General features: G+C 58.6%; 19 protein-coding genes. 7 read left to right on the forward strand and 12 right to left on the reverse strand.

The features are described from left to right. Window positions 1–22 precede the first annotated feature (22 nt). Window positions 23–277, forward strand: a complete 255-nt coding sequence (locus ACYZTZ_RS01095; protein WP_461996956.1) for a hypothetical protein — start codon at window positions 23–25, stop codon at window positions 275–277. A 107-nt stretch (window positions 278–384) separates the two neighbouring features. Here the strand turns inward: ACYZTZ_RS01095 and ACYZTZ_RS01100 are convergent, their stop codons facing one another. The 9 genes from ACYZTZ_RS01100 to ACYZTZ_RS01140 all read right to left on the reverse strand — a co-directional run bounded on the left by ACYZTZ_RS01100 (window position 385) and on the right by ACYZTZ_RS01140 (window position 12448). Beyond that, window positions 385–1365, reverse strand: coding sequence for a peptide ABC transporter ATP-binding protein (locus ACYZTZ_RS01100; RefSeq protein ID WP_111450436.1), 981 nt, complete (start codon window positions 1363–1365; stop codon window positions 385–387). Continuing rightward, window positions 1365–2333 (reverse strand): ABC transporter ATP-binding protein, encoded by a 969-nt coding sequence (locus tag ACYZTZ_RS01105; protein WP_461996957.1) that lies wholly within the window; start codon window positions 2331–2333, stop codon window positions 1365–1367. Before ACYZTZ_RS01105 ends, ACYZTZ_RS01100 begins: the two co-directional genes overlap by 1 nt. 10 nt (window positions 2334–2343) lie before the next feature. Further along, window positions 2344–3255, reverse strand: coding sequence for an ABC transporter permease subunit (locus ACYZTZ_RS01110; RefSeq protein ID WP_046046053.1), 912 nt, complete (start codon window positions 3253–3255; stop codon window positions 2344–2346). A 13-nt stretch (window positions 3256–3268) separates the two neighbouring features. Then, window positions 3269–4279 carry an ABC transporter permease subunit gene (locus tag ACYZTZ_RS01115; RefSeq protein WP_008148942.1) on the reverse strand — a complete coding sequence of 337 codons (1011 nt, stop codon included), beginning with the start codon at window positions 4277–4279 and terminating at the stop codon, window positions 3269–3271. Window positions 4280–4353: 74 nt separating this feature from the next. Continuing rightward, a complete protein-coding gene (locus tag ACYZTZ_RS01120) occupies window positions 4354–5949 on the reverse strand; it encodes an ABC transporter substrate-binding protein (RefSeq protein ID WP_461996958.1) in 1596 nt (531 codons plus the stop codon). Window positions 5950–6029: 80 nt separating this feature from the next. Next, window positions 6030–7448: an OprD family porin gene (locus tag ACYZTZ_RS01125; protein ID WP_461996959.1), complete on the reverse strand. Its 1419-nt coding sequence runs from the start codon at window positions 7446–7448 to the stop codon at window positions 6030–6032. A gap of 173 nt (window positions 7449–7621) precedes the next feature. After that, on the reverse strand, window positions 7622–9223 hold the full coding sequence (locus ACYZTZ_RS01130) for an ABC transporter substrate-binding protein (RefSeq protein WP_461996960.1): 1602 nt from the start codon (window positions 9221–9223) through the stop codon (window positions 7622–7624). Window positions 9224–9531: 308 nt separating this feature from the next. Further along, window positions 9532–11157 carry an ABC transporter substrate-binding protein gene (locus tag ACYZTZ_RS01135; RefSeq protein ID WP_056742905.1) on the reverse strand — a complete coding sequence of 542 codons (1626 nt, stop codon included), beginning with the start codon at window positions 11155–11157 and terminating at the stop codon, window positions 9532–9534. Between the two features lie 574 nt (window positions 11158–11731). Then, complete coding sequence (locus ACYZTZ_RS01140; protein ID WP_461996961.1) at window positions 11732–12448, reverse strand: SIMPL domain-containing protein; 717 nt, start codon at window positions 12446–12448, stop codon at window positions 11732–11734. Window positions 12449–12766: 318 nt separating this feature from the next. On the opposite strand from ACYZTZ_RS01140, the gene ACYZTZ_RS01145 reads away from it, so the two are divergent. Continuing rightward, window positions 12767–14029 (forward strand): ATP-binding protein, encoded by a 1263-nt coding sequence (locus ACYZTZ_RS01145; protein ID WP_056742908.1) that lies wholly within the window; start codon window positions 12767–12769, stop codon window positions 14027–14029. Further along, window positions 14022–14588: a response regulator transcription factor gene (locus ACYZTZ_RS01150; RefSeq protein WP_008148925.1), complete on the forward strand. Its 567-nt coding sequence runs from the start codon at window positions 14022–14024 to the stop codon at window positions 14586–14588. The genes ACYZTZ_RS01145 and ACYZTZ_RS01150 overlap by 8 nt, the downstream gene beginning before the upstream one ends. A gap of 135 nt (window positions 14589–14723) precedes the next feature. On the opposite strand, the gene ACYZTZ_RS01155 is transcribed toward ACYZTZ_RS01150, so the two are convergent. Further along, entirely contained in the window at window positions 14724–15071 is a 348-nt protein-coding gene (locus tag ACYZTZ_RS01155; RefSeq protein ID WP_461996962.1) for a hypothetical protein, read from the reverse strand. A 242-nt stretch (window positions 15072–15313) separates the two neighbouring features. Between ACYZTZ_RS01155 and ACYZTZ_RS01160 the strand changes: the two genes are divergently transcribed. Together ACYZTZ_RS01160 and ACYZTZ_RS01165 are read left to right on the forward strand one after the other, a co-directional pair. Next, window positions 15314–17041, forward strand: a complete 1728-nt coding sequence (locus ACYZTZ_RS01160) for an ABC transporter ATP-binding protein/permease (RefSeq protein ID WP_461996963.1) — start codon at window positions 15314–15316, stop codon at window positions 17039–17041. A 119-nt stretch (window positions 17042–17160) separates the two neighbouring features. Beyond that, window positions 17161–17910 carry a FadR/GntR family transcriptional regulator gene (locus tag ACYZTZ_RS01165; RefSeq protein ID WP_461996964.1) on the forward strand — a complete coding sequence of 250 codons (750 nt, stop codon included), beginning with the start codon at window positions 17161–17163 and terminating at the stop codon, window positions 17908–17910. A 188-nt stretch (window positions 17911–18098) separates the two neighbouring features. Here ACYZTZ_RS01165 and ACYZTZ_RS01170 read toward each other — a convergent pair whose 3' ends face one another. Further along, entirely contained in the window at window positions 18099–18290 is a 192-nt protein-coding gene (locus tag ACYZTZ_RS01170; RefSeq protein ID WP_461996965.1) for a hypothetical protein, read from the reverse strand. Window positions 18291–18304: 14 nt separating this feature from the next. Next, window positions 18305–19621, reverse strand: a complete 1317-nt coding sequence (locus ACYZTZ_RS01175) for a phospholipase (protein ID WP_461996966.1) — start codon at window positions 19619–19621, stop codon at window positions 18305–18307. Window positions 19622–19859: 238 nt separating this feature from the next. Here ACYZTZ_RS01175 and kdgD point away from each other — a divergent pair, with 238 nt between their 5' ends. Continuing rightward, on the forward strand, window positions 19860–20771 hold the full coding sequence (gene kdgD / locus ACYZTZ_RS01180) for a 5-dehydro-4-deoxyglucarate dehydratase (protein ID WP_046045831.1): 912 nt from the start codon (window positions 19860–19862) through the stop codon (window positions 20769–20771). Window positions 20772–20832: 61 nt separating this feature from the next. Continuing rightward, entirely contained in the window at window positions 20833–22278 is a 1446-nt protein-coding gene (locus tag ACYZTZ_RS01185) for an aldehyde dehydrogenase family protein (RefSeq protein WP_461996967.1), read from the forward strand. Window positions 22279–22392: the final 114 nt, after the last annotated feature.

The raw sequence follows: 22392 nt of genomic DNA on the forward strand, positions 1-22392 counted from the left end.
TCAAGAAAGGATGGAATCGGCTATGAGCATTTTTCAACGCATTGTGCTGTTGCTTAAGGTTTTGGTGATGCTGTCCGTTGGTATGTCGGCGGCGTGGGCCGAGTGCGAGGATCACGGAGAGCAGGCTTCGAGTGGGCCGGTGGCGCACAGTGGCATGATGATCGCCAAATCGGAATCCGAGCCTGGAGACAAAGGGCAGGGTGGTAGCGAGGGCGATGACGATTCGACCACCGAAGAGCCCGACAGCGACGATGATGAAGGCGACAGCCAGACGTAGATGACGGACAAAAGAAAACCCCTCCTGCCGGACTGATGCGCAGCCCAGGCAAGAAGGGGTTTGGTTAACCCTGAAAAAGCGCGCCTCAGTGACTGAGGCGCGTTTTTTTATGCCGCGCCGTCGAGGAATTGCTCGGCGTAGTGGCAAGCCACTTGGCGGCTGTCGAGCAGGCGCAGGGCCGGCTCTTCGGTGCTGCAGCGCTCGGTCGCGTACGGGCAGCGCTTGTGGAAAGCGCAACCCGACGGCGGGTTCAGCGGGTTGGGCAATTCGCCGACGATCTTGATTTTCGGCTTGTTCGGGTCCGGGTGAATGGTCGGGGTGGCCGACAGCAGCGCCTGGGTGTACGGGTGCAGAGGGCGCTCGTAGATGTCGTTTTTCGGGCCCATTTCCACCGGGCGACCGAGGTACATCACCATCACGTCATCGGCGACGTGTTGCACCACCGCCAGGTTGTGGGAGATGAACACGTAAGCGGTGTTGAACTCTTGCTGCAAGTCCATGAACAGGTTCAGCACCTGCGCCTGAATCGACACGTCCAGCGCCGAGGTCGGTTCATCCGCGACCAGCACTTTAGGCTGCAACATCATCGCGCGGGCCAGGGCGATCCGCTGGCGCTGACCGCCGGAGAACATGTGCGGATAACGCTGGTAGTGCTCGGGACGCAAGCCCACCTGCTTCATCATCGCCTGGACTTTCTCGCGACGTTCGGCTGCGCTCAGGTTGGTGTTGATCAGCAGCGGCTCGCCGAGCTGGTCACCGACTTTTTGCCGTGGGTTCAACGACGCGTAAGGGCTCTGGAACACCATCTGCACGTCTTTGCGCAGTTGCTTGCGTTCAGCCTTGTTCGCACCGGTGACTTCCTGCCCGGCGATTTTCAAGGAGCCGGAGGATGGCTCTTCGATCAGCGTCAGGGCACGGGCCAGGGTGGATTTGCCGCAGCCCGATTCGCCGACGACAGCGAGGGTCTTGCCAGCTTCCAGTTCGAACGACACGCCGTTCAGGGCGCGAACGGTCGCATGGCCCTTGAACAGGCCACGGGACACTTCGTAGTGACGGGTCAGGTCGCGGGCGGTAAGTACGACGGCCATTACGCCACCTCCTGATTCAGCGGGTAGAAGCAGCGGGCGAGGCTGTTGCTTTTCGGGTCGAGGGTTGGACGTTGCTGACGGCAGGTGTCCTGCACGTACGGGCAACGCGGCGACAGCAGGCAACCCTGCGGGCGGTCATAACGACCGGGAACGATGCCCGGCAGCGTCGCCAGGCGCGTGGCGCCCAGGCTGTGTTCCGGAATCGCCTTGAGCAGCGCTTCGCTGTACGGGTGCGCCGGAATGTCGAACAGCTGAGGCACCTGACCCACTTCGACCGCCTGGCCGGCGTACATCACGCACACGCGCTGAGCGGTTTCGGCCACGACCGCGAGGTCATGAGTGATCAGCACCAGGCCCATGTTCTGCTCTTTCTGCAGGGCCAACAGCAGGTCCATGATCTGCGCCTGAATCGTTACGTCCAGTGCAGTGGTCGGTTCGTCGGCGATCAGCAGTTTCGGTTCGCCGGCAATCGCCATGGCGATCGCAACACGCTGGCTCATGCCGCCGGACAGTTGATGCGGATAAGCATCCATACGGCTGGCGGCGCCCGGGATTTCAACTTTTTCCAGCAGTTCGATGGCGCGCTTGCGGGCTTGCTTGCCGGACATTTTCAGGTGCAGGCGCAGCACTTCTTCAATCTGGAAACCGACGGTGTAGCTCGGGTTCAGCGCGGTCATCGGGTCCTGGAAGACCATGGCCAGGTCTTTGCCGACGATTTTTCGACGCTGACGGTTGCTGAGCTTGAGCATGTCTTTGCCGTCGAACATCAGGGCGTCGGCAGTGACGATCCCCGGATGCTCGATCAGGCCCATCAGCGCCATCATGGTCACGGACTTGCCGGAACCCGATTCGCCAACGATGGCCAGCACTTCGCCCTTGTCCACGGTAATGTCGAGACCGTCGACCACCGGAACGGCGTTCTTGTCGCCGAAGCGAACGTTGAGATTCTTGATTTCTAACAGTGACATTTGAATCTCCTCAGGCGGCGTTCTTGAGTTTCGGGTCCAGCGCATCGCGCAGGCCGTCGCCCATCAAGTTGATTGCCAGCACGCTGAGCAAAATGGTCAAACCAGGCAGACTGACGACCCACCAGGCGCGTTCGATGTAGTCGCGAGCCGAAGCCAGCATGGTGCCCCACTCAGGGGTTGGCGGTTGAACGCCAAGGCCGAGGAAGCCCAGTGCCGCGGCATCGAGGATCGCCGAGGAGAAACTCAAGGTCGCCTGAACGATCAGCGGCGCCATGCAGTTAGGCAGCACGGTGACGAACATCAGGCGTGGCAGATTGGCACCGGCCAGGCGCGCGGCGGTCACGTAGTCGCGGTTCAGTTCGCCCATCACCGCGGCGCGGGTCAGGCGAACATAGGACGGCAACGAAACCACGGCGATGGCAATAATGGTGTTGATCAGGCCAGGGCCGAGGATGGCGACAATCGCCACAGCCAGCAGCAGGGACGGCAGGGCCAGCATGATGTCCATCAGACGCATGATGGTCGGGCCGAGCAAGCGCGGGAAGAACCCGGCGAACAGACCCAAAAGGATGCCCGGAATCAGCGACATCACCACCGACGACAAACCGATCAGCAGGGACAGGCGCGAACCGTGGATCAGCCGCGACAGCAGGTCGCGACCCAGTTCATCGGTGCCGAGCAGGAACTGGATTTGCCCACCTTCCAGCCAGGACGGCGGGGTCAGCAGGAAGTCGCGGTACTGCTCGCTCGGGTTATGCGGCGCGACCCAAGGGGCGAACAGGGCGCAGAAAATCACCAGCAGCATGAACAGCAGGCCGGCGACGGCGCCTTTGTTCTTGGAGAACGCTTGCCAGAATTCTTTGTATGGAGACGGATACAGCAGACTTTGATCGACTGCTACCGCTGGAATTGAAGTGGTCATGGTCATAATGATCTCAACGCTGGTGACGAATGCGTGGGTTGGCAAAGCCGTAGAGGATGTCCACTACGAAGTTGACCAGAATCACCAGGCAGGCGATTAACAGGATGCCGTTTTGCACCACGGGATAATCCCGTGCGCCAATGGCTTCGATCAGCCATTTGCCGATGCCGGGCCAGGAGAAGATGGTTTCGGTCAGGACCGCACCGGCCAGCAATGTGCCGACTTGCAGGCCGACCACGGTCAGTACCGGAATCAGCGCGTTACGCAGGCCGTGAACGAATACCACGCGCGATGGCGACAGGCCTTTGGCGCGGGCGGTACGGATGTAGTCTTCACGCAGCACTTCAAGCATCGAAGAGCGGGTCATCCGCGCGATCACCGCCAGCGGAATGGTGCCGAGCACAATGGCCGGCAGGATCAGGTGATGCAGGGCATCGAAGAACGCACCGACGTCATCGGCCAGCAGCGTGTCGATGAGCATGAAGCCGGTCCTCGGCTCGATGTCATAGAGCAGGTCGATCCGCCCGGACACTGGGGTCCAGCCCAGTGACACCGAGAAGAACATGATCAGGATCAGGCCCCACCAGAAGATCGGCATCGAGTATCCCGCCAGGGAGACGCCCATCACCCCGTGGTCGAACAGGGATCCTCGCTTGAGTGCCGCGATCACCCCGGCCAGAAGGCCCAGGATGCCGGCGAACAGCAGGGCGGCCATGGACAGTTCCAGGGTCGCGGGGAATAGAGAAGTGAATTCGCTCCAGACACTTTCACGGGTACGCAGGGATTCGCCGAGATCGCCGTGGGCCAGTTTGCCAACGTAATCCAGGTATTGGGCATACAGGGGTTTGTTCAGACCTAGGCGTTCCATTGCCTGAGCGTGCATTTCGGGGTCGACTCGACGTTCGCCCATCATTACTTCCACGGGGTCGCCTGGAATCATGCGAATCAACGCGAAAGTCAGCAAGGTGATGCCGAAGAACGTGGGGATCAATAACCCCAATCGGCGGGCAATAAAACTAAACATCTTGTGGTGTACCTCATCAGCCGGTTAGGCGTGCCTGGCGTCCCTGGGGTCAGGGACGCCGGGAGTTTTCTTATCTACTTCACCTGGGTGGTGGCGAAGTTATTAGTGGTGAGCGGGCTAATGTGATAGCCCTCTACGTTGTTGCGCATTGCGGTGAACATACGGGTGTGCGCCATACTGATCCAAGGTTGGTCCTGGTTAAAGACTTCTTGGGCTTGCTCATAGAGCGCTGCACGTTCCGCCGGGTTAACTTTAGCCCTGGCTTCATCGATCAGCGTCTGGAACTTCTCATTGCACCAACGTGCATAGTTTTCGCCGTTTTTGGCGGCCTCGCAACTGAGCATAGGCGTCAGGAAGTTATCCGGGTCGCCGTTATCGCCCGCCCATCCGGCAGACACCATGTCGTGCTCGCCGTTTTTCGCGCGCTTGAGCATTTCGCCCCACTCCATGACGCGAATATCGACCTTGATCCCGACCTGGGCCAGGTCGGCCTGCATCATCTGCGCGCCGAGCATCGGGTTCGGGTTGGTTGGACCGCCACCGTTACGGGTGAACAGGGTGAACGTGGTGCCTTCCGGTACGCCGGCTTCCTTGAGCAGGGCACGAGCCTTGTCCAGATCACGCGGCGGATTCTTCAGGTCGTGGTTGTAGCCCAGCAGGGTGTCCGGGTACGGATTGACCGCCACGGTCGCATTGCCTTTGCCGAACAGCGCATTGACATATGCGGCCTTGTCGAAGGCGATATCGATGGCTTTACGTACGCGCACATCGCTCATGTACTTGTGCGAGGTGTTCATGGCGATGTACGAGACCGTCATCGCGTTCAGTTCATCGACACTCAGTTTGGCGTCTTTCTTGATGCTCGGAATGTCATCCGGTTTCGGATACAGCGCAATCTGGCATTCGTTGGCTTTGAGTTTTTGCAGGCGCACGTTGTTATCGGTGGCGATGGCCAGGATCAGCGAATCAGCCGGTGGCTTGCCACGGAAGTAATCCGGGTTGGCCTTGAAGCGGACTTGAGCGTCCTTGTTGTAACGCTGGAAAACGAACGGGCCGGTGCCGACAGGCTTGTTGTTCAGGTCGCCGGTCTTGTTGGCCTTGAGCAGCTGGTCGGCATACTCGGCGGAGTAGATCGAGGAGAAGGCCATGGCGATGTCGGCCAGGAACGGCGCTTCGCGGCGGGTCAGGGTGAAGGTGACCGTGTTGTCGTCGATCTTCTCGACACTTTTGAGCAGTTCCTTGAAGCCCATGCTTTCAAAGTACGGGAAGCCCACGCTCGACAGTTTGTGCCACGGGTGATTCGGGTCCAGCTGACGCTGGAAGCTCCAGACCACGTCGTCGGCGTTCATGTCGCGGGTCGGCTTGAAGTATTCGGTGGTGTGGAACTTGACGCCTTTGCGCAGGTGGAACGTGTAGGTCAGACCGTCTTCGCTGATGTCCCAGGAGTCGGCCAGTGCCGGAATCACTTCAGTGGTGCCGGGCTTGAAGTCCGCCAGACGATTGAAGATGGTTTCGGCCACCGCATCGGCGGTGACTGCAGTCGTGTACTGGACCATGTCGAAGCCTTCCGGACTGGCTTCGGTGCAGACCACCAGGGGTTTGGCCGAGACGCCAACAGCGACACTCAGCAACGCGGCCGCGATGGCCGCACGTAGGGGAAGCATTTTCATCAAAGAACCCTCTGCAATCGGTTAAAAGGACAAAAGCCGAACGGCCGATTCGTCACTGAATCAGCCGTTTGGCAGGTTCATTACAGAATGTTGAACGGGATGGTGGTCACGAGACGGAACTCGTTGATGCTGCCATCAGACTGGTTCTCGCTGGCGCGGTGAGCGGTGTAGGTCGCGCGCACAGTGGTGGCCTTGAGTGGGCCGCTCTGCACGGCGTACGAAGTACCGATGCCGTATTCATAGTGGTGTTCACCGTCCATCGTGGTCACGCTGTCGTAGGCGCCACCTTTGTAGTGAGTACCATCGATGCCCCAGCCGCGAGCCTGATAGATGTTGAACTTCAGGCCTGGCACGCCGTATTCGGCCATGTTCAAGCCGTAGGCGATCTGGAAGGATTTCTCGTTCGGGCCGTTGAAGTCCGACAGCAGGGAGTTGGCCAGGTAGATGCCGTTGGTTTCGTGCAGGTAGTCGAAGTACTCGTTACCGTTCACTTCCTGGTAGGAGAAGGTCAGGCTGTGGGCCTGGTGGGTCAGGCCGAGCGACAGGGAGTAGGTGTCGTTGTCGATTTCGCCCAGCAGCTTTTTGCCTTCGTCGACGGTTTTGTAGTAGTTCAGGCCGGTGGTCAGGCTCAGTACCGAGCTGTCACCCAATACATGGCTGGCGCCGAAATAGTACTGGTTCCACAGGTCTTCGGCCTGGGTGCCCCACAGGCTGGTGGTCAGGCTCGCGAACGGCTGATAAGTGATACCAGCGGTGTTCACGTGATCGGCTTCAATGACAGTGTCGGCGTATTCGGAGCGGAACTTACGCTGGCTCTCTTCGGTACGCGGTGAGTTGCGATCGAAGGTGCCGAGGTCGAACGACAGGTTCTCCAATTCTTCACTGTGCAGGCTGACACCCTGGAAGCTCGAAGGCAGTGCACGGTTGCCGATTACATCGACCTGCGGGCTGCTGAAGTTTTGACGACCGGCGGTCAGAGTGGTGTTGGAGACACGCGCCTTGACGTTGGCCAGGCCCAGTTTGCTCCACTGACCCTGGGCGTCGCCGCCGTCTTTGGTCAGGGTACGGTTGTTGCCAAGGCCGCCAACACCATTCAGTGGTGCGCCACCGTTAGCAGACGCAAGGTCTTTGCGGTCACGGTCCAGGGCGATGGCGTTGTAAGCCGCGACTTCAGTGCTGAAGCCGACAGTACCCTCGGTGAAGCCCGAGTTGTACTTGATGATGGTGCCCTGGACCCAGTTGATACGACGATCCGTTTCGGTCGATACACCGTTTTTGTTGTACTTGAAATGGGCGCCACGTTTCAGTTGCTCGTTGGCATACCAGTTACGCGTGCTCCCGGTGATCGACTGGCCTTCGACAAAGCCAGTGGCTTCACTCTGAGCGCTTTTCTCTTTCACGGTAACCGGGGTGTACGCCTGGCTTTGGGTTTCTGCGTACGCCGAGGCGGTTACGCTGCTGATGGCCAGGGCCAATAACGCGGTGCTACTCAGTTTCATGGGGTGAAGCTCCTTTCTTTCTTTTTTTAATGCCGGTCTTTTTTGGTGATCCGGCTATTTGGTTTAGAACTCATTCAAGGCATCGCAAACGTTTGCTGTAGGCCTGATTGACGAATTACGGCAATACGCTTGCGTGAGGGCGCAATGCGCCCCCAGCGGTTCTGGCTAATCGGTTATTTTTCTATGCTGACGCCCGAGAACACGTTACGACCGAAAGGGCTCACCTTGAATCCTTCGATTTTGGCGCTCAACGGCTGGTTAACCGTCGAATGGGCGACTGGCGTAATCGGCACCTGCTGCTTGAGGTACTGTTGCGCCTGTTTGTAAAGCACGGTGCGCTGGTCGCGGTCGGTGACGACCTTGGCCTGCTTGATCAGCTTGTCGTAAGCCGGGTCACACCACATGGAGTAGTTGTTGCCGCCAATGGCGTCGCAGCTGTAAAGCGTGCCGAGCCAGTTGTCCGGGTCCCCGTTGTCACCGGTCCAGCCAATCAGGCTGACGTCGTGTTCGCCATTCTTGGTGCGCTTGATGTACTCGCCCCATTCGTAGCTGACGATCTTCACTTTGAGGCCGATTTTTGCCCAGTCCGCCTGGAGCATTTCGGCCATCAATTTGGCGTTCGGGTTGTAAGGGCGCTGAACGGGCATCGCCCACAAAGTAATTTCGGTGCCTTCCTTCACGCCGGCAGCCTTGAGCAATTCCTTGGCTTTTTCCGGGTTGTAGGCGGCGTCTTTAATGGTCTCGTCGTAGGACCATTGGGTCGGCGGCATGGCGTTGACGGCCAGTTGACCAGCGCCTTGATAGACAGCGTTGAGAATGCCTTGCTTGTTCACCGCCATGTCCAGCGCCTGGCGCACTTCGAGCTGGTCGAAAGGTTTGTGGCGCACGTTGTAGGCGATGTAACCGAGGTTGAAACCGGGCTTCTCGATGAGCTTGAGTGTCGGGTCGTTCTTCAGCGCGGTCACGTCGGCAGGGCGCGGGTGCAGGGTGATCTGGCACTCGTTGGCCTTGAGCTTCTGCACGCGCACCGAGGCATCGGTGTTGATGGCGAAAATCAGGTTCTCAAGCTTGACCCGGCTCGGGTCCCAGTACTGCTTGTTGCCGGTGTAACGGATGTTGGAATCTTTCTGGTAGCTCTTGAACACGAACGGCCCGGTGCCGATCGGCTTCTGGTTGATGTCGCTCGGCTTGCCTTCGGCCAGCAGTTTGTCGGCGTATTCGGCGGACAGGATGGCGGCGAAGCTCATGGCGATGTTCTGGATGAACGCGGCGTCCACGCTGTTGAGCGTCATGACCACGGTCAGCGGCCCGGTCTTCTCGACCTTGGCGATGTTCTTGTTCAGGCTCATCCCGTTGAAATACGGGAACTCGGTCGGATAAGCCTTACGGAAAGGTTGCTGTGGATCGAGCATGCGATTGAACGTGAACAGCACGTCATCGGCGTTGAAATCACGGGTCGGCGTGAAGTATTTGGTTGTGTGAAATTTCACCCCTTCGCGCAGGTGAAAAGTGTACTTGAGGCCGTCCTCGGAAATATCCCAGCTCGTCGCCAGGCCTGGTACGACGTTGGTGGCGCCTTTTTCGAACTCTGCCAGTCGGTTGTACAACGGCTCGGCGGCGTCATTGTCGGTCGCAGTGGTGTACTGCGCGGTGTCGAAGCCAGCCGGGCTGCCTTCGGAGCAGAACACCAGGCTGTTATTGGCGGCCTGGCTGATGGACGTGGCGGCCAGCAGACCGGTGCCCAGCAATGCGGATAAAACCAAGGTATGGCGCATGACGCTCCCTTTTCTCTTTCTCTAAGTGTTTTCAATGAATCGCCGTCCCGTCCGGGGACGTGGAGGCATCATTGATCTCAAGCCATGACAGGCAGCAATAACCGAGAGCCCACGCACGAACTGGTCAGATCCCGACGGTAGGAGCCGTGGGTCTGGCAGTAAATGCGCAGATTCCGAAAGACTCGTAGGAAAAGGCAACGCGTCCGAAACCACTGCTGTAGTACGCAGTGGAATTGGATGTCAGCGGATTCCTACTTTCTCGGCAGATAAAACAACGGCGACGTTAAAAACGTCGCCGCTGCAAAACCTTATTTGCTGACGCTGACGCCGTAGAAGGAGTTCAAGCCAAACGGGCTGATCTTGAAGTCCTGCACGTTGTCGCGCATGGGTTGGAACACCGTCGAGTGAGCGATAGGTGTCATTGGAACGGCATCTTTGAGGACGTGTTGCGCCTGTTTGTACAGTTCGGTGCGCTTGGACTGATCGGTCGTGCGCTTGGCTTCTTTTACGATGCCGTCGAACTTCTTGTCGCACCACTTGGAGAAGTTGTTGCCTTGCAGAGAGTCGCAGCCGAACAGCACGTTCAGCCAGTTGTCCGGGTCACCGTTGTCGCCGCTCCAGCCAATCAGCATCGCGCCGTTTTCGCCGCCTTTGGAGCGCTTGATGTACTCGCCCCACTCGTAGGTCACGATCTTGGCCTTGATACCGATCTTGGCCCAGTCGGACTGCAGCATTTCAGCCATCAGCTTGGCGTTCGGGTTGTAAGGACGCTGCACCGGCATCGCCCACAGGTTGATCTCGGTGCCTTCCTTGACGCCGGCTTCCTTGAGCAGCTCTTTGGCTTTCTCAGGGTTGTACGGCGCATCCTTGATGGTGGTGTCGTAAGACCACTGGGTTGGCGGCATGGCGTTGACGGCCAGCTGACCAGCACCCTGGTAAACGGAATCGATGATCTGCTGCTTGTTGACAGCCATGTCCAGCGCTTGACGCACTTTCAGTTGGGCCATCGGGTTCGGCTGATCGCTGCCCTTGATCTTGTCCATCACGTTGTAGGCGATGTAACCCAGGTTGAAACCAGCCTGGTTAGGCACTTTCAGAGTCTTGTCTTCCTGAAGAGCCTTCAGGTCGGCTGGACGTGGGAACAGAGTGATCTGGCACTCGTTCTTCTTCAGCTTCTGGATACGTACCGACGGGTCGGTGGTGATAGCGAAGATCAGGTTGTCGATCTTGACGTCGTCAGGCTTCCAGTAGTCCTTGTTCCCGGTGTAGCGGATGTTGGAGTCTTTCTGGTAGCTCTTGAACACGAACGGACCAGTGCCGACCGGCTTCTGGTTGATGTCGGCGGCTTTGCCTTCTTTCAGCAGCTGGGCGGCGTACTCGGCGGACTGGACGGAAGCGAAGCTCATGGCCATGTTCTGGATGAACGCGGCGTCGACTTCTTTCAGGGTGAACTTGACAGTTTTGTCGTCGACTTTATCGATCTTGGTGATGTTGGTGTCCATCCCCATGTCTGTGAAGTACGGGAATTCGGTCGGGTACGCCTTACGGAACGGATCATCCTTGTTAATCATGCGATTAAAGGTGAACAGCACGTCGTCGGCGTTGAACTCACGAGTTGGCTTGAAGTACGGGGTGGTGTGGAACTTGACGCCTTCACGCAGGTGGAAGGTGTAAGTCAGGCCATCATCGGAGATGTCCCATTTGGTCGCCAAACCAGGAATAACGGCGGTGCCGCCGCGCTCGAACTGAGTCAGACGGTTGAACATGGTTTCTGCAGAGGCGTCGAAGTCGGTTCCGGTGGTGTACTGACCAGGATCAAAACCGGCCGGGCTCCCTTCGGAGCAAAACACCAGGTTAGTCGCCGCTTGGGCGAAAGGTGCGCTAGCTAACAAGCCTGCGCCGACTAAAAACGGAATGACCGCGTGTTTAAGCATGGTGGCCTCATGATTTGTTGTCATTTTTGGAATTAGAGGACGACCTCGTGAGTCGTGCCTGCGGATACTTATGCAGGGGCCATACCCAATGCAAGATCCTGAGCGACCACAGGCGTTAAACAGTGGCACGAACGTACCTTAATGTCGCATTTGTATAAATTCACGCACATTTGACCGTTTGCGCAGGTTTTTTTCAGTGCATATGGCGCACCTGTACGGGGCGATCTGGACGTTTTGCGCACCCGATTGGAGCGCGGTGTTACTTATTTATACCCATCATTGAGGGGTGTGAACGGGGAGTGCGGGCGTGAATGAGATTGAGTTCTGGTTTGGTGGCTAGGTGTTTGTTGTTTAAAGGGTTGTTGTGTCTGTGGGGGCAGATTGTTCCGTTACTGTTTGTCAGTGGACATCTGTGGGTGATGCGGGCTTTGGGATTTTGTGGGGGCTGCGTGGGCGTGTTGGTAGTGCCGGAGGTGCAACCTTTGCTGCTTGCTGGTCCGACTTGTCTTTGCGCAGGCAATAAAAAAACGGCGATCACTTCGGTGATCGCCGTTTTTGTGTACGGGTTATCGAATCAAGGCATCAACACTTCAATCGAACCATCCGCCGTCATGCTGACCTGGCTGGTACCCGCCTCAACCTCAGGCGTCACCGGTGCCGAGTCCATGCTCGCCGCTTTCATCATCATCGGCGCGCGCATGTACGGTTGTGGATAACCGTTGCTGTTCAAGTTCAGGTTAACGATTTTGTAACCCTTGCCACCCAATGCATCGGTCGCCAATTGAGCGCGGGCCTTGAAGGCTGTCACGGCTTCTTTAAGCAGCGCATCTTCGCTGGCCTTGCGGGTTGGTGTGGCGATGGCGAAGTCCATGCCGCCCATTTTCAGGTCGGTGAGCAGTTCACCGGTCAGTTTCGACAGTGCGGCGAAGTCGGAGCTTTCCAGGCGCAGTTCGGCGCGTTCGCGCCAGCCGGTGATTTTTTGGCCCTTGGTGTCGTAGATCGGGTAGCTGTTGCGGCTGCCCTGTCGCAGGGTGACTTCCTTGACCTGTTTGGCCTGGGCCAGCGCTTTGTTCATGGTGGTGCTGACGTCGGCGGCGAGTTTGGCCGGGTCGGTGTTTTGTTCTTCGGTGTAGAAGGTCACGATCATCAGGTCGCGGGCCACTTCCTGACTGACTTCGGCGCGCAGGGCGATCTGGTTGTAATGAAGTTCGTCGGCGGCCAGGGCCGGGAGGCTGGCGACGGTGCCAACGCTAAGGGCAAGAAGGGCGGCGCTGCGGCTGAAACTGTGCATGAAAACTCCTTGGACGGTGCGCAGGGGTTAAGGTCCGAGCCTGCGTGAAACCATCAGACTCTAGCTTTTATGATCCGGTTCGCACAGTTACAACTTCTATACAGATGGATTGACGGTGGCCGCTGCGCGGCCAATCGCGAGCAGGCTCGCTCCCACATTGGAACGCGTTCACCTGTGGGAGCGAGCCTGCTCGCGAAGGCGGCCTTATAGTCGCAGCCGGTTATTTTGCCATGTGGTCGTTTGCCGCACTTGCGCCTCTGACGGCGTGGCTTGGTTATACTCCGTGCGATCCGCCTGGAGCGCTCATCAGGAGAGCTCATGCTCGCCCCCGTTCAAATCACTTCCGCTACTCGCCAGAATCTCTGGCGGCTGACGTTCATCCGCACATTGGTGTTGGCCGCTCAGGCCGGTTCCGTGGGCCTGGCCTACTGGCTCGACTTACTGCCGCTGCCCTGGTTCCAACTGGCCGCGACCCTTGGTTGCTCGATGTTGCTGTGCGCGTTCACGGCGATTCGCCTGCGCACCACATGGCCGGTGACCGAACTCGAATACGCCGTGCAACTGGCCTGCGACCTGTTTATCCACAGTGCCTTGCTGTATTTCTCCGGCGGCTCGACCAACCCTTTCGTCTCTTATTACCTGGTGCCGCTGACCATCGCGGCCGTGACGTTGCCGTGGCGTTATTCGGTGATTCTGTCCGGTATCGCGTTGACGATGTACACCTTGCTGTTGGCGCGCTTCTATCCGCTGCAAACCTTCCCGATCGCTCGGGAAAACCTGCAGGTTTACGGGATGTGGCTGAGTTTCGCCCTGGCCGCGGCGGTCATCACCTTCTTCGCCGCACGCATGGCCGAAGAGCTGCGTCGTCAGGAAGAACTGCGTGCCATCCGTCGCGAAGAGGGCTTGCGCGATCAGCAACTGCTGGCCGTCGCCACCCAGGCCGCCGGCGCTGCCCATGAACTGGGCACGCCGCTGGCGACCATGAGCGTGTTGCTCAAGGAAATGCGTCAGGACCATCACGACCCGATGTTGCAGGACGACCTGAGCGTGCTGCAGGATCAGGTCAAACTCTGCAAAGAAACCTTGCAGCAACTGGTGCGCGCCGCCGAGGCCAATCGTCGATTGGCGGTGGAGATGCAGGACGTCACCGATTGGCTCGACGAAGCCCTGAATCGCTGGCACTTGATGCGCCCGGAAGCCAGTTACCGCTTCCAGCGCTTGGGCCAAGGCACCGTGCCGCGCATGGCGCCGCCACCGGACCTGACCCAGGCGTTGCTGAATTTGCTCAACAACGCCGCCGACGCTTGCCCCGAAGGGCTGCAAGTGACGCTGGACTGGAATGCCGAGGACTTGACCATCAGCATCCGCGACCACGGCGCCGGTGTGCCGCTGGCCATCGCCGAGCAGATCGGCAAACCGTTTTTTACCACCAAGGGCAAAGGTTTCGGCCTGGGCCTGTTTTTGAGCAAGGCCAGCGTGACACGCGCCGGCGGCTCAGTGAAACTCTACAGTCATGAGGAAGGCGGCACGCTCACCGAGCTGCGCCTGCCCCGTGTTGCCCGAGGAGACGAACATGAGTGACGAGATCCAAGTCGAAGGCGAAGGCGAAGAACTGCCGCATTTGCTGCTGGTCGACGACGACGCAACGTTTACCCGGGTGATGGCCCGTGCCATGGCCCGCCGCGGCTTTCGCGTCAGCACCGCCGGTTCCGCCGAAGAAGGCCTGACCATCGCTCAGGCCGACCTGCCGGACTACGCCGCGCTGGACCTGAAAATGGACGGCGATTCCGGCCTGGTGCTGTTGCCCAAGCTGCTTGAGCTGGACCCGGAAATGCGCGTGGTGATCCTGACCGGTTACTCGAGCATTGCCACCGCCGTCGAGGCGATCAAGCGCGGCGCCTGCAACTACCTGTGCAAACCGGCGGACGCCGATGACGTGCTGGCCGCGTTGCTCTCCGAGCATGCGGACCTCGACACGCTGGTGCCGGAAAACCCGATGTCGGTGGATCGCCTGCAGTGGGAACATATCCAGCGCGTGCTGACCGAGCACGAAGGCAACATCTCCGCCACTGCTCGCGCCTTGGGCATGCACCGTCGTACGTTGCAGCGCAAATTGCAGAAGCGTCCGGTTCGGCGTTGAACGGATGTTGTTGGAGGGGGCAAAAAGCGACACTCGATGGAGTGTCGCAACATGATTAATGCGCCCTTTGCGATAGCTTTAGCTGGATTCAAGCTGGTCTGGTCGTCGAAATCAAAGTAGGCATTGGTCGGATGGTTAAAGATTTTCAATGCGATAAAAATTTTCTTTCGAGGCCGATTCTACATCCCCCTCTTTTATATGAAGCCTTAGTTCGACTCTGTTGCCAATGTGAGGGCGTAGGAAGCGCACCGGAATCAGCGCCGAGGGAGTTTCGCTAAATTCGGAAGTCCATTCATCAGTGCCTAAATGAATTTTTGCACTGAACCTGTATAGGTGATCCTGGGGTGTGATTACGGCTTTGGCCGATACTTCTGTGAATTCACCTAACTTGGAGAGGGGAATCGCTTCACCTCTGGCTTCTTGGAAAAATGCCTGTGTGGGACGGACGATGTCGCTTTCTTTGCCTTTGTTATGAATGCTCATTGAGAAGCTCCTTTGTGTGCGGGGAAGCGATAGAGTGCGAGCTCAGTAAGCGCGGTTAGAGTTTTGATTCCTACTGTCAAATATGACAGTGCCGACCGACGGTCGGCACACTCTGCAAGCGCCACCACGCAGGCTTTCACCGCCGAACCGGCGCTGAACGAATATCCCCAGACTCGCGATAACCCCGGCCGATCATCTATGATCGGTTCGACGTGTGTTCTTTTCCCTATAGAGCCTGAACAATGAATCAGAACGCTGAATATTCCGCGGTCAACGATGCTGTGCGCGGGCAGTTTTTTCGCAAAGTCTGGGCGATGACCACGCCTTACTGGCGCAGCGAAGAGAAGGGCAAGGCCTGGACGTTGCTGATCGCCGTGATCGCGCTGTCGCTGTTCAGCGTGGCGATTTCGGTGTGGATCAACAGTTGGTACAAGGACTTCTACAACGCCCTGCAGAAAAAGGACGAAGCGGCCTTCTGGCAGTTGATCCTGTATTTCTGTGGCATCGCGGCGGTGGCGATTCTTGGCGCGGTGTATCGGCTCTACCTGACGCAGATGCTGACGATTCGCTGGCGGGCCTGGCTCACCGAGAAGCACTTCGCTCGCTGGCTGGGCAACAAGAATTACTATCAGCTGGAGCAGGGCGGTTACACCGATAACCCGGACCAGCGGATTTCCGAAGACCTTAACAGCTTCACGTCCAATACCCTGGGCCTGGGCTTGGGCCTGATCCGCAACGTGGTCAGCCTGGTGTCGTTTTCAATCATCTTGTGGGGCGTGTCGGGCAGCATTGAAGTGTTCGGCTTCACCATTCCCGGCTACATGTTCTGGTGCGCGCTGGTTTACGCCGCGGTCGGCAGCTGGCTGACGCATTTAATCGGTCGTCGCTTGATCGGTCTCAACAACAATCAACAACGCTTCGAAGCCGACCTGCGTTTTTCCATGGTCCGGGTTCGTGAGAATGCCGAAAGCATCGCGCTGTACAACGGCGAACCCAACGAGAACCGTCGTCTGAGCAGCCGCTTCGGGCTGGTCTGGCACAACTTCTGGGACATCATGCGCGTGTCCAAGCGCTTGACGTTTTTCACTTCCGGTTATGGCCAGATCGCAATAATCTTCCCGTTCATGGTCGCCGCGCCACGCTACTTCGCCGGCAAGATCGAGCTCGGTGAGCTGATGCAAATCAACTCCGCCTTCGGCAATGTCCAAGAGAACTTCAGCTGGTTCATCAGCGCGTATCAGGACCTTGCCGCGTGGCGCGCCACCTGTGATCGTCTGCTGAGTTTCCGCCAGGCCATGAGCGACAACGAAGAGCGGGCGCCGGCGATCGATGTGCAGAATCACGGTTCGGCGCTGAAAGTGCACAATCTTGGCCTCGACCTCGCTGACGGTCGTCATCTGCTGACCAACGCCGACATGACCGTGGAAGAGGGCGAGCGCGTCATGCTCAGCGGCCGATCCGGCAGCGGCAAGTCGACCTTGCTGCGGGCGATGGGGCATCTGTGGCCGGCTGGCCATGGCAGCATACGTCTGCCGGCGGCGCGTTATTTGTTCCTGCCGCAAAAACCTTATCTGCCGATTGGCACGTTGTGTGAGGCGCTGAGTTATCCACAGTCTGGCGATACCTATCCGCACGAACGCTACGTTCATGTGCTGGAAGCCTGTCGTTTACCGCATCTGGTGTCGCGTCTTGATGAAGCGAATCACTGGCAGCGCATCCTGTCGCCGGGTGAGCAACAGCGTCTGGCTTTTGCCCGTGCGCTGCTTTACGCACCGCAATGGCTGTACATGGACGAAGCGACCTCGGCGATGGATGAGGAGGATGAAGCGTCGCTGTATCAGGCCTTGATCGATGAGATTCCGGGCTTGAGCATTGTCAGCGTCGGGCATCGCAGCAGCCTGAAGCGCTTCCATCCACGGCATGTTCGTATCGAGAATGGGCATCTGGTGGACCAGACCGTGACCGCATAAACACCAAAACCCTTGTGGGAGCTCGCTCCCACAAGGGCCGGCGTTCGCCGACGGTGATCGTACAACCGCGTTGAGCTATGATGCGGTTTCAGCCGCAACTTTCGAGAAAGACGTTCACCATGGAAAACCCGATCGACGCACCACGCCTCCCTCGCAAGCGCCGCAGCCTCGCTCAGGAACTGGTGACGGTGCTGTCCGAGCAGATCCGCGACGGTCACCTCAAACGTGGCGACAAGTTGCCCACCGAGTCGGCGATCATGGATGCCCATGGCGTCAGCCGCACCGTGGTGCGCGAAGCGATTTCCCGTTTGCAGGCGGCAGGCCAGGTTGAAACCCTCCACGGCATCGGCACCTTCGTGCTCGACACCCCGAGCCCGAGCGGTTTCCGTATCGACCCGGCGACCGTGGTCACGCTGCGTGACGTGCTGGCAATTCTGGAACTGCGCATCAGCCTCGAAGTGGAGTCCGCCGGCCTCGCCGCGCAACGCCGCAGCCCCGAGCAGTTGGCATTGATGCGAGCTGCCCTGGATGCGTTGAATGAAAGTGTTTCCCATGCCAGCGATGCGGTGGCGTCCGACTTCCAGTTCCACCTGCAAATCGCCCTGGCGACGGGCAACCGCTACTTCACCGACATCATGACCCACCTGGGCACCAGCATCATTCCGCGTACGCGCCTCAACTCCGCGCGCCTGGCCCATGACGACCAGCAGCACTACATGAATCGCCTGAGCCGAGAGCACGAAGAGATTTACGATGCGATTGCGCGTCAGGATTCGGATGCGGCGCGGGCGGCGATGCGGTTGCATCTGACGAATAGCCGCGAGCGGCTGCGTCATGCGCATGAAGAGGCGGAGGCGCAGCGGGGATAGGTTTGCAGGTTGGGTGATTTGCTGCCTGACAGATCGCTTTCGCGAGCAAGTCGAATCGTCGCACCGCCGCTCCCACACTTGATCTCGGTTGTTCACAAAAAATGCGTTCACCGAAGATCCAATGTGGGAGCGGCGGTGCGACGATTCGACTTGCTCGCGAAAGGGCCGGCGCCCATCGCGCAGTAACTTCAGCCAGTCCTCAAAATCGAACGATCCACCCTCACCGCCAAATCAGCAGCCCCAGGTTTTGCATCGAAAACCGCATGCCCATGCTCATCAACCACCGCCCGGGCAATCGGCACTCCCTTGGCCAACAACTCCAACGGCGCACCCTTCAGCGATTGCCCCGAAGCCAGTTCCAGTTTCAATTTGATAGTCATCATCGATCTCCTTATCAGGCAACGTTGCCAGTGGGTTTGTAATCCTTGAGCAGCAAATAAGTGCTCCAGCCCCACCAGTCATCCACGGTGGCGGTGTCGTTCAGGTTGTTGACGTCCTTGCGCCGCAGCACCTTGTTGCCCTCGACCTTGAACAACGGCGAGAAATTACCCGTCGGGTTCAGCACTGCTTGAAGATCAGGCAGTTTTTTCAACGCAGCAAAGCTGCCGGCCGACGGAGCGATTCCACTGAGATACGCCGCAAACACTTCATCCGCAGACACCTGAACCGCCTGATTCACCTGGGCGCGATTGGCGCTGGAGAGGGCGTCGAAGTAGCGCTTGTCCCCATACGCATGCCATTGATCGCCGTTGCCATTGCGCACGTTGAGACCGAACTTGCTGTCTTCGTCGTGCATGAAACGCGTGATCAACGAACCCAGATCGCTGGGTGTAACCACCGCTGCCAATTGCTTGCGCGGCACTCGCAGATGGCCGGCGGAAAACAGGTCGGTCAGGTAGTGATCGGCAAAAGCGTTCATCGCATAGGCCAGCTCCAGCTGCTTTTCATCGCCACTGGCGTGGGCCAGCACCGCGTGTTGCACCGCCGCGGTGTGCCCGGCGATATAGGCCAGCAGCGCCCATTCGGCGAAGTGATCGGCATTGTTGGCGGCCAGTTTCAGGTAGCGGCCAAATGGAAACAGCGCCGAGACGACACTGCCGCCGCCGGTGATCTTGTTCCACTCTTCCGACAACGTATCACCGAGGGCGTCATACGCCTCGTGAGGTTGTTTACCGTCCTTGATCGCCTGCTTGATCGCGGCGATTTCCTTTTGCATCACACCGAGGATCAGCTTGGCCTCAGCATAAGCAGCAGGCAGCACGGCCAGCGAGTTGAAGGCATTGGTAAACCGCTGGATTCGGTCGGCGCCTGTCGCGCCTTCGCTGATCGGTTGATCGGGAATTCCATAGAAATCACCCCCCAGCGCAATGACCTGGCCATAGGTCAACGCCAGCCCATTGGGCAAATGCAGCTCCACCTGTGAAGCCGGGATAGCGGGTGCGTCCTTGACGAGACGCAGCAGGGTGCTGTCGCCGATGGCGGTGTGTTCGCCACCCTCGAACCTCAGCTGTGGCTTGCCTTTCAGGGCTTTACCAGAGGCTGTGGGTAGCGACGCGGAAAGGGCAGACGCAGAGTTGTGATGATCAGCAATCTGCAAGACCACGTGTTGGTTATTCCCTATCAGAGGGATGCCATGCTCGGTAAAAAGATCATCCAGTTCGGCGATGACCTGTTTCGGTTTTTCCTTCGGTTGTGCGTGTAGACCTGACATTTCTATCTCCTTGATATGTCGTCGGTACGATCAAAAAATAACTGTATGTATATACAGTTATCTGGATCATAGATGAGAAATTTCCTACGTCAAGAAAATACCTTTCCGACTCAAATTCTGCGGTTGGCGATGAAATGCAGTTGACGGTTATTATTTAAGTTGTACGATGACCTACAACTTCGGCGAAGGCTGAACGGTTTCCTCACACACATACGTCGCTATCCAGGGTGTTCGAATAATGAATCCACAAGAACTGAAGTCCATCCTCTCTTCCGGTCTGCTGTCTTTCCCGGTTACCGATTTCAATGCTCAGGGCGACTTCCATCGCGCGGGCTACATCAAACGTCTCGAATGGCTGGCCCCATACGGCGCCTCGGCATTGTTCGCCGCGGGCGGCACCGGTGAGTTCTTCTCTCTGGCGGCCAGCGAATATTCGGAAATCATCAAGACTGCCGTCGACACCTGCGAAACCAGCGTGCCGATTCTGGCCGGCGTTGGCGGTTCGACTCGTCAAGCCATCGAATACGCACAGGAAGCCGAGCGTCTGGGCGCCAAAGGTCTGTTGCTGCTGCCGCACTACCTGACCGAAGCCAGCCAGGACGGCGTTGCCGCCCACGTTGAAGCCGTGTGCAAATCGGTGAAAATCGGCGTGGTGGTTTACAACCGCAACGTCTGCCGCCTGACTGCGCCGCTGCTGGAACGTCTGGCCGAGCGCTGCCCGAACCTGATCGGCTACAAGGATGGCCTGGGCGATATCGAGTTGATGGTGTCGATCCGTCGCCGCCTCGGTGATCGCTTCAGCTACCTGGGCGGTTTGCCGACCGCCGAAGTCTACGCCGCCGCCTACAAGGCACTGGGCGTACCGGTTTACTCCTCGGCGGTGTTCAACTTCATCCCGAAAACCGCGATGGATTTCTACCACGCCATTGCTCGCGAAGATCACGCCACCGTTGGCAAGATCATCGACGACTTCTTCCTGCCATACCTGGACATCCGTAACCGCAAAGCGGGCTACGCGGTGAGCATCGTCAAGGCCGGGGCAAAAATTGTCGGCTATGACGCAGGTCCTGTGCGTGCGCCGCTGACCGATCTGACGGGCGAAGAGTACGAAATGCTCGCCGCGCTGATCGACAAGCAAGGTGCGCAGTAACACATCCGATTAAACAAGGCCGCTGAGTATTCAGCGGCCTTTTGCGTGAGGAGAACATCTCGTGGCAAATGCAAAGCGTTTTGATAACTACATCAACGGTGAATGGGTTGCGGGTAGCGATTACTCCAACAACATCAACCCGTCGGAGTTGACCGACACCATTGGCGAGTACGCCAAAGCCGATCTCGCTCAGGTTCACGCCGCCATCGACGCCGCCCGTGCAGCGTTCCCGGCCTGGTCCACTTCGGGCATTCAGGCGCGTCACGATTCCCTGGATAAAGTCGGCACTGAAATCCTCGCTCGCCGCGAAGAGCTCGGCACCTTGCTGGCCCGGGAAGAGGGCAAGACCCTGCCTGAAGCGATCGGCGAAGTGACTCGCGCCGGTAACATCTTCAAGTTCTTCGCCGGTGAATGCCTGCGTCTGTCCGGCGACTATCTGCCGTCGGTACGTCCGGGTGTGAACGTCGAAGTGACTCGCGAAGCGCTCGGCGTGGTCGGTCTGATCACACCATGGAACTTCCCGATCGCGATCCCTGCGTGGAAAATCGCCCCGGCCCTGGCTTACGGCAACTGCGTCGTGTTGAAACCGGCCGATCTGGTGCCGGGTTGCGCCTGGGCGCTGGCCGAAATCATCTCCCGCGCAGGCTTCCCCGCCGGCGTGTTCAACCTGGTAATGGGCAGCGGTCGTGTGGTTGGCGATGCGCTGGTGCAGAGCCCGAAAGTCGACGGCATCAGCTTCACCGGTTCCGTGGGCGTCGGTCGTCAGATCGCGGTCAACTGCGTGTCGCGCCAGGCCAAGGTTCAGCTGGAAATGGGCGGTAAGAACCCGCAGATCATTCTCGACGACGCCGACCTCAAGCAAGCGGTCGAGCTGTCGGTACAGAGCGCGTTCTACTCCACCGGCCAGCGTTGCACCGCCTCGAGCCGCTTCATCGTCACCGCCGGGATTCACGACAAGTTCGTCGAAGCCGTGGCTGAGCGCATGAAGTCGATCAAGGTCGGTCACGCGTTGAAAACCGGCACCGACATCGGTCCGGTCGTCTCGCAAGCGCAGCTTGAACAGGACATGAAGTACATCGACATCGGCCAGTCCGAAGGCGCACGTCTGGTCAGCGGCGGCGGTTTGGTGACCTGCGATACCGAAGGTTACTACCTTGCACCAACCCTGTTTGCCGACAGCGAAGCATCGATGCGCATCAGCCGCGAAGAGATCTTCGGCCCGGTGGCCAACGTGGTTCGCGTCGCGGATTACGAGGCTGCGCTGGCCATGGCCAACGACACCGAATTCGGTCTGTCGGCGGGCATCGCCACCACGTCGCTGAAGTACGCCAACCACTTCAAGCGCCACTCCCAGGCCGGGATGGTGATGGTCAACCTGCCGACCGCTGGCGTGGATTACCACGTTCCATTCGGTGGGCGTAAAGGTTCATCCTATGGGTCCCGCGAGCAAGGTCGCTACGCGCAAGAGTTCTACACCGTCGTAAAAACTGCCTACGTCGGCTCCTGACACACCGCAATACCCCTGTAGGAGCTGCCGCAGGCTGCGATCTTTGCTTTTAAAAATCAAAAGATCGCAGCCTCGTTTCACTCGACAGCTCCTACAGGGAACACACCAAGATTC

The sequence above is a fragment of the Pseudomonas sp. LB3P58 genome (genome assembly GCF_054897895.1).

Coding starts and splice junctions, on each gene's coding strand:
- ACYZTZ_RS01095 (WP_461996956.1), top strand. CDS start 23: ATGAGCATTTTTCAACGCATTGTGCTGTTGCTTAAGGTTTTGGTGATG.
- ACYZTZ_RS01100 (WP_111450436.1), bottom strand. CDS start 1,365: ATGGCCGTCGTACTTACCGCCCGCGACCTGACCCGTCACTACGAAGTG.
- ACYZTZ_RS01105 (WP_461996957.1), bottom strand. CDS start 2,333: ATGTCACTGTTAGAAATCAAGAATCTCAACGTTCGCTTCGGCGACAAG.
- ACYZTZ_RS01110 (WP_046046053.1), bottom strand. CDS start 3,255: ATGACCACTTCAATTCCAGCGGTAGCAGTCGATCAAAGTCTGCTGTAT.
- ACYZTZ_RS01115 (WP_008148942.1), bottom strand. CDS start 4,279: ATGTTTAGTTTTATTGCCCGCCGATTGGGGTTATTGATCCCCACGTTC.
- ACYZTZ_RS01120 (WP_461996958.1), bottom strand. CDS start 5,949: ATGAAAATGCTTCCCCTACGTGCGGCCATCGCGGCCGCGTTGCTGAGT.
- ACYZTZ_RS01125 (WP_461996959.1), bottom strand. CDS start 7,448: ATGAAACTGAGTAGCACCGCGTTATTGGCCCTGGCCATCAGCAGCGTA.
- ACYZTZ_RS01130 (WP_461996960.1), bottom strand. CDS start 9,223: ATGCGCCATACCTTGGTTTTATCCGCATTGCTGGGCACCGGTCTGCTG.
- ACYZTZ_RS01135 (WP_056742905.1), bottom strand. CDS start 11,157: ATGCTTAAACACGCGGTCATTCCGTTTTTAGTCGGCGCAGGCTTGTTA.
- ACYZTZ_RS01140 (WP_461996961.1), bottom strand. CDS start 12,448: ATGCACAGTTTCAGCCGCAGCGCCGCCCTTCTTGCCCTTAGCGTTGGC.
- ACYZTZ_RS01145 (WP_056742908.1), top strand. CDS start 12,767: ATGCTCGCCCCCGTTCAAATCACTTCCGCTACTCGCCAGAATCTCTGG.
- ACYZTZ_RS01150 (WP_008148925.1), top strand. CDS start 14,022: ATGAGTGACGAGATCCAAGTCGAAGGCGAAGGCGAAGAACTGCCGCAT.
- ACYZTZ_RS01155 (WP_461996962.1), bottom strand. CDS start 15,071: ATGAGCATTCATAACAAAGGCAAAGAAAGCGACATCGTCCGTCCCACA.
- ACYZTZ_RS01160 (WP_461996963.1), top strand. CDS start 15,314: ATGAATCAGAACGCTGAATATTCCGCGGTCAACGATGCTGTGCGCGGG.
- ACYZTZ_RS01165 (WP_461996964.1), top strand. CDS start 17,161: ATGGAAAACCCGATCGACGCACCACGCCTCCCTCGCAAGCGCCGCAGC.
- ACYZTZ_RS01170 (WP_461996965.1), bottom strand. CDS start 18,290: ATGACTATCAAATTGAAACTGGAACTGGCTTCGGGGCAATCGCTGAAG.
- ACYZTZ_RS01175 (WP_461996966.1), bottom strand. CDS start 19,621: ATGTCAGGTCTACACGCACAACCGAAGGAAAAACCGAAACAGGTCATC.
- kdgD (WP_046045831.1), top strand. CDS start 19,860: ATGAATCCACAAGAACTGAAGTCCATCCTCTCTTCCGGTCTGCTGTCT.